Raw genomic sequence first — 11952 nt, 5'->3', positions numbered from 1 at the left:
TCATGGATAACAATAAGATAAAGCCGGAATGGATCCCGGAAGGTGGAGGAAGGGAATATGCTTCCCGTGTAGTGAAGGGGGTGTCAACGGAGGAAAAGCAGGAAAAAGCGCCAATCGTCCCTCGCTCCCCCCGCCGGCGCCGGTTAAACGTCAGTGACTATGTTGAAGGTGTCCTTTCTAGGAACCGGACGGTCATTGCCCAAGCAATTACGCTGGTTGAAAGCAACCATCCGGCCCATATGGAGCTTGCACAGCAAGTGTTGAAAGCGCTCCTTCCGTACACCGGAAAGTCAATTCGTATTGGAATCAGTGGTGTACCTGGTGCGGGGAAAAGCACGTTGATCGAGAACTTTGGAACGATGCTTTGTAATCAAGGAAATCAGGTGGCTGTCCTCGCAGTTGATCCAAGCAGTTCCATTACGGGGGGAAGCATTCTTGGTGATAAAACAAGAATGGAAGAACTGTCGCGAAATCCCAATGCCTTCATCCGACCATCAGCAACAGGAGGAACTTTAGGTGGAGTCAATCGTAAAACACGGGAGACGATGCTAATTTGTGAAGCGGCAGGGTATGATGTGATCATCGTTGAAACCGTTGGCGTCGGCCAAAATGAAGTGACGGTCCGCTCGATGGTCGATTTCTTTCTATTGATTATGCTGACCGGTGGCGGAGATGAACTTCAGGGGATTAAAAAAGGGATAATGGAGCTGGCTGATGCGATCTTCGTCAATAAAGCCGATGGTGAAAATAAACAGCGTGCTTTAGCCGCAAAATCGGAATTTAACCGGATTCTGCATTTTTTACATCCAATTACAGAAGGATGGGCACCTAAGGCCTATATCTGTTCTGCTTTCACAGGGGAAGGAATGGCAGAAATGTGGCAGTTGATTAATGATTTCAAAGAGAAAACAACTGTGTCTGGAGTGTTCGGCAGGAGGCGGCAAAAACAAACCCTTGACTGGATGTATACAATGGTTGAGGATTACTTGCGGTCAAGCTTTTATAACAATTCAGAGATAAAAAGGATGCTGCCGGGAATTGAAACAGTAGTTCTTAATGGGGAAATTTCAGCAACAATGGCAGCAAAACAGTTATTAAAAACATATGAGGACCATTAAAGGAACATAAAGGGACGGGGAAATATCGGTTAAACCACCAAATCAAATTAGGAATTCAGATTAGAAGAAAGCAAGGTGAGTAACTTCAATGAGTACTATGTATGAAAAAATAAATGAGTTAATGGATAAAAAGTATAAAGTTGAGCTAGGCGGCGGGGATGATCGGATTGAAGCCCAACATAATCGCGGTAAGCTAACTGCTAGGGAACGTATTGATCTGCTCTTAGACGAAGGCACATTTGTCGAATTAAATCCATTTATTCAACATCGAGCCACAAACTTTGGAATGGATAAAATTGAAGCCCCAGGGGAGGGAGTCGTCACTGGTTACGGAAAAATTAATGGCCGAATTGTTTATGTGTTTTCACAGGATTTTACCGTTTTCGGAGGGGCGCTTGGTGAAGCACATGCGCTGAAAATTTCGCGCATTATGGACTTGGCGGCCAAAAATGGAGCACCGATCATTGGTTTGAACGATTCAGGAGGCGCACGAATTCAAGAAGGAGTCGAGGCACTTGACGGCTATGGCCATATTTTTTATCGCAATGCGATTTATTCTGGAGTCGTTCCGCAAATCTCTGTTATTTTAGGACCATGTGCCGGTGGAGCCGTTTATTCACCGGCGATTACCGATTTTGTGTTTATGGTCGAAAAGACAAGTCAGATGTTTATTACCGGTCCAAAGGTAATTGAAACAGTAACAGGAGAAAAAATTAGCTCTGAAAACCTTGGCGGAGCAAGTGTTCACTCAAGTATAAGTGGTGTAGCACATTTTACTGCAGAATCTGAACCCGAAATTTTAAATGACGTTAGAAAGCTAATCAGCTTTCTGCCGCAAAATCAGTCGGAACAACCACCGGTTGTAGAAGCAGAAAAAGACAATGGCTGGAGTGATGAAATCATTGATCTCGTACCGATTGAAGGGACAAAGGTTTATGATGTGTGCAAAGTGATAGAAGAGGTCGTCGATCATGGGGAATTCATGCAAGTTCAACAAAACTTTGCGAAAAATATTGTCGTTGGATTTGGCCGTATTGATGGTCATAGTGTAGGAATTGTCGCGAATCAACCGAAAGTGATGGCGGGGGGATTAGACATTAACTCGTCTGATAAATTGTCCAGATTTATCCGCTTCTGTGATTCATTTAATATTCCTTTGATCACGTTTGAAGATGTTACAGGTTTCTTTCCTGGAATCAACCAGGAGCATGGCGGAATTATCCGTCATGGTGCGAAAATTCTCTACGCTTATTCGGAGGCAACGGTGCCGAAAATTACCGTTATTCTAAGAAAAGCCTTCGGTGGAGCCTATGTTGCTTTGAATTCGAAATCAATTGGCGCCGATATGGTTTACGCATGGCCAAACGCAGAAGTTGCAGTAATGGGACCTGAAGGAGCAGCGAATATCATCTTTGCGAAAGAAATTGAACAGAATGAAGACCCAGCGGCAATGAGAGCCCAAAAAATCGCTGAATATCGCGAAACTTTCGCGAATCCATACCAAGCAGCATCAAGAGGCATGGTCGACGACGTCATCGACCCACGTGAAACCCGAAAAAAACTCAAAGAATCCCTTGAAATGCTACGGACTAAAAAAGAAACAAGACCTGCGAAGAAGCATGGGAATATCCCACTTTAGCGACAACTAGTCGGAGAGAGCCAAGGGGAGAGCCAAGGGGACGGTTCTTGTGGCTTTTTTGAAGGAGGGAATGGACCCAGGAGAATCGTCCCCGTGTTTATCTTATTTTACTATATTTTCATTATTACCAATCCCAATTTGATGAGAAGAATGGCTATATCCTAGTTTGCCTTTTGTAATGATAAGTAGGACCAAATCGAGTATTGCTAATCCAATAGTGAAAGATAAATCTGAACTTTTTATAGAAGAGTTTGCAATTGAAAACCCACAATACCTTTTAGAGAAAAATCGAAAACTTAATTTTTGTTTTTAGTACTGATGGTAACCCTGAATAAACACTGAAAAAGTGAATCTGTTACAGTTGAAAAAAAATAACACCTACAAAGTTGATATATCAATGTTTGTAGGTGTTAGTTGCAGGCTGATAAAATGTGCGGTTCTTGAATGTAATTAAATCAGGTATTTCTCAGCTTCCTTCGTATAATGCAGTACTTGATCAAGTTTACCATTTTTAAGTTTTACTGCCCATTCAGGATCAGCTAGCAGCGCACGGCCGACTGCTACATAGTCAAATTCGCCTGCTTTGATTTTTTCATCTATAATTTTGAGATTGTCTACAATTGTTACATGATCATGATCCTGATTGCTCAAATATGCACGGTTAATTCCCACAGAACCGACTGCAATCGTTGGCTTTTCAGTAATTCGTTTAGTCCAGCCTGCTAAGTTTAAGGATGGATCTTCATCTTTAAATTCAGGTTCCCATATCCGTCTTGTAGAGCAGTGGAAAATATCTACTCCAGCTTCAACCAATGGGGTGAGCAATTGTTCAAGCTCAATAGAATTCTTAGCTAATTTAGCTTGATAATCGGTTCCCTTCCATTGTGAATAACGAAAGACAATTGGAAAGTCAGGTCCGACTTCTTTCCTACAAGCACGAACAATATCTGCCGCGAATTTTGTCCGCTTTCCTATATCCCCACCGTACTCATCGTTTCGCTTATTCGTTACTTCCCAAAAAAATTGATCAATTAAGTATCCATGCGCTCCATGCAATTCAATTCCATCAAAGCCGATGGATTTGGCATTTGAAGCAGCTTCGGCGTATGTATTAATCATTTCAATGACTTCTTCTTCCGTTAAAGCCTTTATTTTTTCACTTCTGTGGCCTTTTAAAGTAAAACCAGACGGACTCACAGGAGGTGCGTCAATATTTGGTTCACTACCTGCTTTTCGTGCTGCACCTACATGCCATAATTGTGGTATGATTTTGCCACCTGCTTGGTGGACTTCATTAACTACATTTGCCCAGCCACTTAAGGCGTCCTCACCATAAAAACGGGGAATATCGGCACTCATTGCTGCAGCTGGGTGGTTGATCGCTGTTCCTTCAGTTATGATGAGCCCAATCCCATTCTCTGCACGTTTGCGGTAATAGTGTGCAACATTTTCCCCTGGGACACCTTTTGGCGAAAAGATTCTTGTCATTGGGGCCATCACTAATCGGCTTGCTAAGATTTCATTTCCGAACGGTACAGATTGTAACAAAGTATGTCCTGCGTACTTTTTATCCAAGGCGAGCACTTCCTTCCATTAATAGGTATTATCTTGTTTCTTTAATTCTACAATTCCACTATACAAATATAAACTGATAAGTCTTATGTATTTACTTATATCTAAACATTGAGTTTTCTTTTCCCATTAGTCCGAAGGGATGTAAGGTTGTGTGGATTGATTAAACTACTAAAATTATATTGAACAATCAGAGGGACCTCCATTTAAAATGAGAATCCCTTTAAAAAAATAAAACCATAAATTGGATACCAAGTTGATTATGTTCAAGTAAGCAAGGCTCAATGAATGTACATGATCCACCTTGTGAAATCCTAAAATAGATTCCTGGTGTCGAGCTTAAGGAACCTGAGCGGAGATGGAGGAAGATACCGATACCCGAATCAATGTTGCTAGAACAGAACAGCTTCTTGAAACAAGTCCTACCATCATTAGTACAGGATGTCCATATTGTTTAACCATGATCAGCGACGGCACGAAAGCAAAATAAGTAGAAGATAATGTGCAAACATTAGATGTGGTAGAAATACTTGAAAAATCGTTACTATAAATTCGTTTATAAGTGATCATGAATAATTTAACGATACGTTACGACTCGTTAAACGATACGGGGACAAAAAGAAAAACAAAAAGAAAAATAAAATTAAAAATAAAAAACAACAACAAAAAAGAACAGCTCGCTATCTAACTGACACGTTTCCAAAAGAAAAATAGTTTCAAAAACAAGTACGTATGTTGTAGTTATAAAAACTTTAAAAACACTCACTAACGATCAATGTTTGTGAGTGTTTTTGTATGGAAAAATGTGTGCAGCTTACAATTCCTTTTAAAGTTAACAGTACCCTTGTGACGAATTGGGGATTTACGGGGTGTGTGCCATAATACAAAATCAATTGGTTGGTGAATTCGTGGTGCCAGGTGAAATAGATATCTGTCTGTTCTTCCATTCATGAAGTTAGAAATACAATTCCTGTACATACCCATCGATTGCAGTGGATTTCAACATAGAGATCGCACTATTTTTCACGTTCCCAAAGGATAAATATGTTAAATTATCAAAAACAGGAATATAATATAAGCCAATTACTGATAATCAGGAGGGTGTATGTCTAAAAAGAAAATCGTTTTTACTGGTGGAGGCTCGGCTGGTCATGTAACGCCAAATATAGCCATTATCTCTGAGCTGAAAAATTGGGATATTCATTATATTGGCTCGCGAAAAGGGATTGAAAAAGAATTAATACAAAAAATAAACATTCCTTACTATGGAATTAGCAGTGGGAAACTTAGGAGATATATAGACTTTGAAAATATCATCGATGTCTTTAGGGTAGTAAAAGGATGTGCGGAGGCTAGAAGGATCCTAAAAAAATTGAAGCCTAATTTGGTTTTTTCCAAAGGAGGATTTGTTTCGGTACCAGTTATTTTAGCTGCGAAATCTCTTGGGATCCCTATATTTATTCATGAAAGTGATATGACTCCTGGATTGGCAAATAAAATTTCTACTCGATTTACAACCAAGATTTTCACTTCTTTTGAGGAGACGAAAAAATTTTTTCCAGCTCAAAAGACTACTGTGATTGGTTCACCGATAAGAAAAGAGATACTAAATGGTTCGGCTGAGAAAGGAAGATTGTTTCTAGGGTTTGATCATAACCGTCCGATACTAACTATTATGGGTGGCAGTTTAGGGGCGAAAAAAATTAATGAGGTAGTCAGAAGCTCTATAAAACAGCTTACTCAGCATTTTCAAGTTGTTCATTTGTGCGGAAAAAATAATACAGATCATCATTTTTCTACCATTCCTGGGTATCGTCAATTTGAATATGTTCACGAAGAGTTACCCGATATTCTGGCTACTACCGATTTAGTCATTTCTAGAGGTGGCTCGAATGCCATTTTCGAATTTTTAGCGCTAAATATACCAATGTTAATAATTCCTCTAGGCTTACAACAAAGTAGAGGAGATCAAATTTTAAATGCACAAGCTTTCCAAGAAAAAGGATACTCACTTACCTTAGAAGAAGAAAAACTTAATGATAAAAGATTAATTGAATATTTAGATACTCTCTATAAAAATAAGGAGAAATACCAACAAAATATGAGAGATTCCCATAAAGGAGAAGCGTTACAAACACTGGTTGATGAAATTAATAAATATTAAAATCACAATGTGGAAATGGCTTCTTTTATTTTTTGCATAACGGTATTGGATAAAACTATTATAGGTCCCCCGGTATGTTAAAGCTTTACTTCACCTGGGGCCCCATTTCTTTAACACTCATAAATTTTTAGGAAGCAAAATAGACGGAAAAATTTCGCTTAATGAGTAATTACTTATAAAAAATAGCATTATAGACGGAGAGATTCCGCCTATTGACTCAAAAAACGTGAAAATGAGGGATTTTGCGTTACTTACCGGAAAACCTCCGCTTATATACCCCAAAATGAGCTCCAATCTGCATTTAACCGGAAAGTCTCCGGTTATTTTACTATCGCTACTAACTATTAAGGATAGGACTTATCTTTAAATAGAATCGGCCCTATGGATACTATCTAATACCCTAACAACGAAATGTTGTTAGGGTTTTCACTTATACAGGGGGCCGGATAAACATTTTCTATGAATCACGTTTCTTCCACTTCACTTTGCAAATCATTCGTCAAAGGATTATCACATAAGCACCAGTTTAAAGCACTTTTCCTCTAGTATAATAAATATAAATCTAAATCTACTGCTTACATATCCAGGGGCAGTTCCCAGAATTCCAGATAAACAGAACGAACTATCCTAGCATCACAAAGGAGTGAAATAAAATGCTGCAAAAGATTGATGTAGGAACTTGTTACCGCATAGTTTTTGAGGCGCTAGCACAAGGCGATGGGGTACAGTCGATTGTGGATGCATTATTCGACTATACAAAAATGCCAATTCACGTCGTGGATAACTCTTTCAAGGTGCTTGCAGCTTCTTTTGATAGAACCACAGGCAGTCCTCACCTCGATGAAATGATTGTTAGAAAAATCGTCCCACTTGATGTCGTCATCGGAGACTATTGCCGTTTAGGATATTTAGAATTGCTAGAAAAACATCAAAAGTCGATTGTTGTGGATTGGGGTGTAATTGAGGTTCCTCAGGCTTCGGCCGCCATCCGCATCAACGGCCATATTGCAGGATTGTGTGCCACCACTTTTAGTAATCAGGAACAGGCGCTTGAAGCACTTGAGGTGAATGATATTCTTTGCAAAGCTCTTGCTATTGAATTCGATCGGCAGCAGCGGGGTGAGGTATTACCAGCTGATCCCATCCATCAAGTGTTGACGAGAGAAATCTTTTGCGATCTCATACCTGAACAGATACAAAAAGGAAGCTCAGACCTAATAAATAGCAGCCTTCTACAACCAGGCTATCAAATGGCTGTTATTACCTCAATCGTACCAAACAATACGATGGTTCAATATGTCCAAAAGGCCATCGCGGATGTATTTCCTGGTACTTTTTATTTGAATACAGGAGAATATTTATATCTGTTTATGGACAATTTTCCTGATGGTGATAGTGCTAAAAACAGGAATAAAACGGTGGGGCAGCTAATGGAAGAATATCAATGTTTTTGTGGGTTGAGCGGCGTTTTTGATGATCTAGCTAAAAGGTCCAATTTCCGTCTTCGTGCACAAAAGGCGTTAGAGATCGGACATGCTATTCACCCTGATAAAAATTTGTATTTTTTCGATGATTATTATTTGGAGATTGTAGCTTCCTATGCAGCAGAAGGACTTGGCGAAGCGGGATATACCTTGCCAGAGCTTGAAAAACTGTTGGAGATTGATAGAAAAAAAGGAACAGATTACTACCTTACCCTCAAAACCCATTTGGTTCTTGGAAATAACATGAACCTGACGGCAGCCAAAATGCACATCCACCGCAACACCTTAGTCTACCGGCTTGCAAAAATTGAAGAGATTATAGAAGTGGATATTAATGATCTAGAAGTGGTTCGACGTCTTAAGGCTGCCATGACTTTACGATATGTGGCAGAAACGATGCATCACCATGAAATTTCATCCTGCCCTCAACACCAAGATTTTTGGGCAAGGCTGCCATAGCTTCATTAGAAAAAAAGCATAAAGCTGTCATTGCCGATTATGGACAAAAAATGAACAAGGCGCACCGACTTTGTGCATTACTGCACAATATAGACGAAAAGATTGGTCTTTCTATCCGATGAATCGAGGCTGGATAAGGGATAAAATGTACTTAACAGGGTTTCCTCTGAAAGGAGAATCGTCACCTGAGATTGCCCGTTGTTAACATCAAATTCCTTATTTGAAATCGACTAAGAAGGGAAGTAAGTGGAATGACTACTACAGTATTAGAACGAGTTAAGATGGAAAATCAATATGCGAAACTATTTGAACCAATGAAGATAGGAAAAATGACCTTAAAAAATCGTCTAGTAATGGCTCCGATGGGTACCTTTACGCCAATGCAGGATGGTACGGAAAGCGAAGAAGGCATCGCATATTATGAAGAACGTGCCCGTGGCGGAATTGGAATGATTATCATCGGTGCACAATTTCTCAACGAAAAAACGGCACAGGGCGGACCAACGATGGCCGTTGACAATAATCGTGCGATTCCTAAGGCTACTGTTTTATGTGAAAGAGTTCACAGATGGGGTGCGAAAATCTGTGCTCAAATCAGCCCGGGAACAGGGCGTAACGGCATGCCGGATATTGGGGAACGTGTACCGATTTCTTCATCTGAAAATCCTTCTTTTCACAACCCGGAAATGATTTGCCGCGCGTTAAGCACGGAAGAAATCAAGGATATTATGAAAGACTGGGCTCAAGCAGCTCTGTTTGCAAAAAAAGCTGGATTTGACGCCATCGAAATCCATGGTCACGCCGGCTATCTCATTGACCAATTCCTTTCACCAATCTGGAACAAACGGACCGATGAATATGGTGGCTCTTTTGAAAATCGTGCCCGGTTTGCTGTAGAAACCGTTCAAACGATTCGCGAAGCGGTTGGTCCAGACATACCAATTTTATTTAGAATTGCTTTGGATCACCGATTTGAGGGCGGCCGCACCATTGGGGACAGCATGCCATTGATTGAACTACTTGAAAAAGCTGGCGTTGACGCTTTGGATATCGATGCCGGTGCATATGAAACGATGGATTACATCTTTCCTCCTAGCTATTTGGGAGATGCGTGTATGGGCTATGTTTGTGAAGAAGCGAGAAAGCACGTAAGCATTCCGTTGCTTAATGCAGGTAGCCATACACCAGAAACGGCCTTAGAGCTAGTCAATTCAGGAAATTGTGATTTTGTGATGTTTGGACGCCAAACAATTGCCGATCCAGAATTTCCTAAAAAGCTGATGGAAAACCGCCGCGAGGATATTCGCCCATGCCTGCTTTGCAATGAGGAATGCATTGGACGCGTCTTTAATAGAACGACACAGATTAGCTGTACCGTGAATCCTCAAGTTTGTATGGAAAAATATTTTCAAATTGAAAAGACTTCTTCACCACAAAATATTGTCGTGATTGGCGCTGGCCCAGGCGGATTGGAAGCAGCCCGTGTCGCCGCTTTAAAAGGCCACCATGTAACGGTTTATGATAAAGGTGAAACATTGGGTGGTACATTTGGAGTCATTGCCACTGGACCATTTAAAAAACGAATCCGTGACCTGATCACTTGGTATGGAGTACAACTGAACAAACTGAATGTAGAAGTAAACCTAAATACAGAAATTAATGTCGATGATTCTATTTTGGAAGCTGCAGATAAAATTTTTGTTGGGACAGGTGCAATTCCATTTGTTCCGAACATTCCTGGTATTGAAAGTCCTCATGTACTGGGCGTGGTGGACGCTCATAAAAACGGGGTACAGGGAGAAAAAGTCGTCGTCTGCGGCGGAGGGATGAGCGGCTGTGATACCGCATTAGAATTGGCACTGGAAGGCAAACAAGTAACAATCGTTGAAATGTTAAGTGAATGTGCACGGGATGTCATGGTGATTAATAAAATCAGTCTGATGCGCCAGCTGGCAGAAAACAATGTAACACTGTTGACATACAGCAAGGTAGTCTCTATTGATGAAACTGGCGTCACCATTGAGAAAAAAGATGGTACCGTGGAGCTAGTAGCAGCTGATACCGTCATCACCGCATTCGGCCAAAAGCCAAGCACGGATTTCCCAGATGCCGTCAGAAAACAATACAATATCAAAACAACGGTCATCGGTGATGCTGAGAAAGTTTCCAAGGCTGCCAACGCTATCCATACCGGCTTCTATGCTGCCATGGCAGTAGAATAAGAGAAAGCCTTGGGGCGATTCTCATTTCAATATTTGTAAGGAAAAAAACTCCTCGGTCTATTAAAGAAAGAGGAGTTTTTTAGTAAGGGTTCCGTTTCCTATCGCAAACATTAAAATTGTAAGTTAAAATGAGTGCCAATTTTTATATGAAATTGACACTCATTTTTAATTGGTGTAAAGCCATTTATCCGAAAATCATATAAAATTTGTATAGGAAAATGGACCGCAAATTGTATGGGTACACTGGTTGCTGTACCCATACAATTTTACTCTCGATTTAATATAAAAATGGAAGTTTTAATTGGAAATATATAGGTTAAGAGAAATAAAGTTAGTAAAAAGATGCACTTACGCTATCGGGTAGGTTAGCAGTACAAGTTATAAATTTAATAGTTTAAAGTTATAGAGCATTTCTTTGAATGAGGATGCTTTTTATTTTTGCTTTAAACAATAATATACAATAAAAATGTTTTCTAATTTAATAAAATTTTATTGAAAATCAATAAAATTAATATTAAAATCAAAACAGAATAAATAAGTGAGGTGCTTTTTATGGAGAAAGTAACAACGTTGTTTTTAAAAATAGCTGTTATTCTTTTAGGAGTCCCAGTTCTTGCTCTGTGCATCTTTTTGGTGCCTGAGATGGCGAACCTTGCAGCAATATTGCTTCCAGAGTTTGCTTTTATAAAATATCTCGTTTTCGTCGCTTTTGATGCATCGGCAATACCTTTTTACTTTGCTTTGTATCAGGCTTTCAAACTCTTACGCTATATTGACAAAAATAAAGCTTTCTCCGATTTATCTGTAAAAGCTTTAAAGAAAATCAAATACTGTGCCATCACAATCAGTATTTTGCATGTGCTAGTTTGGCCGCTCTTCTATATCTTTGCGGAAGTAGACGACGCACCAGGAGTTATCTTTGTCGGATTGGTTGTTCCTTTTGCTTCGATGGTTATCGCAGTCTTTGCGGCTGTTCTCCAAAAACTTTTACAAGAAGCAATTAATATCAAATCAGAAAATGATTTAACGGTCTGAGGTGAATAACAATGGCAATTATAATCAATATTGACGTGATGTTAGCAAAAAGGAAAATGAGCGTAACAGAACTTTCGGAGAGGGTTGGAATCACAATGGCGAACATTTCTATATTGAAAAATGGAAAGGCCAAAGCGATTCGAATATCAACTTTAGAGGCAATTTGTAAGGCTTTAGAATGTCAACCTGGAGATATTTTAGAATACAAAAGTGACGAAGACAGTTAAACATTGTGGAGAGAACTTAATATAACAATTAT

At 39.8% G+C, this 11952-nt stretch carries 8 protein-coding genes and 1 pseudogene; 8 read left to right on the top strand and 1 reads right to left on the bottom strand.

Translation table 11 applies throughout. From position 1 onward, the window contains the following. Positions 1-2 precede the first annotated feature (2 nt). Together meaB and AC2TFD_RS18725 are read left to right on the top strand one after the other, a co-directional pair. Positions 3-1118 carry a methylmalonyl Co-A mutase-associated GTPase MeaB gene (gene meaB, locus AC2TFD_RS18730; protein ID WP_335520310.1) on the top strand — a complete coding sequence of 372 codons (1116 nt, stop codon included), beginning with the start codon at positions 3-5 and terminating at the stop codon, positions 1116-1118. A gap of 97 nt (positions 1119-1215) precedes the next feature. Continuing rightward, positions 1216-2757, top strand: coding sequence for an acyl-CoA carboxylase subunit beta (locus AC2TFD_RS18725; RefSeq protein ID WP_335520313.1), 1542 nt, complete (start codon positions 1216-1218; stop codon positions 2755-2757). A gap of 450 nt (positions 2758-3207) precedes the next feature. Here the strand turns inward: AC2TFD_RS18725 and AC2TFD_RS18720 are convergent, their stop codons facing one another. After that, a complete protein-coding gene (locus AC2TFD_RS18720) occupies positions 3208-4254 on the bottom strand; it encodes an NADH:flavin oxidoreductase (RefSeq protein WP_484676339.1) in 1047 nt (348 codons plus the stop codon). 433 nt (positions 4255-4687) lie between these two features. Here AC2TFD_RS18720 and AC2TFD_RS18715 point away from each other — a divergent pair. The 6 genes and pseudogenes from AC2TFD_RS18715 to AC2TFD_RS18690 form a co-directional block, all read left to right on the top strand. Continuing rightward, positions 4688-4819, top strand: a pseudogene (locus AC2TFD_RS18715) (hypothetical protein); the annotation flags it as partial. A gap of 615 nt (positions 4820-5434) precedes the next feature. Then, on the top strand, positions 5435-6493 hold the full coding sequence (locus AC2TFD_RS18710) for an undecaprenyldiphospho-muramoylpentapeptide beta-N-acetylglucosaminyltransferase (protein ID WP_335567903.1): 1059 nt from the start codon (positions 5435-5437) through the stop codon (positions 6491-6493). Between the two features lie 653 nt (positions 6494-7146). Next, the gene (locus AC2TFD_RS18705; protein ID WP_484673717.1) at positions 7147-8436 is read left to right on the top strand and encodes a PucR family transcriptional regulator; all 1290 of its coding nucleotides are present in this window, start codon (positions 7147-7149) and stop codon (positions 8434-8436) included. A gap of 251 nt (positions 8437-8687) precedes the next feature. Then, positions 8688-10658: an oxidoreductase gene (locus AC2TFD_RS18700; RefSeq protein WP_484673716.1), complete on the top strand. Its 1971-nt coding sequence runs from the start codon at positions 8688-8690 to the stop codon at positions 10656-10658. Between the two features lie 552 nt (positions 10659-11210). Beyond that, complete coding sequence (locus AC2TFD_RS18695; protein WP_335567906.1) at positions 11211-11693, top strand: DUF2975 domain-containing protein; 483 nt, start codon at positions 11211-11213, stop codon at positions 11691-11693. Positions 11694-11704: 11 nt separating this feature from the next. Further along, the gene (locus tag AC2TFD_RS18690; RefSeq protein ID WP_335567907.1) at positions 11705-11920 is read left to right on the top strand and encodes a helix-turn-helix domain-containing protein; all 216 of its coding nucleotides are present in this window, start codon (positions 11705-11707) and stop codon (positions 11918-11920) included. Positions 11921-11952 lie beyond the last annotated feature (32 nt).

The sequence above is a fragment of the Neobacillus sp. plas4 genome (assembly GCF_057221695.1).
This window is presented reverse-complemented; position numbering and strand designations above follow the sequence as displayed.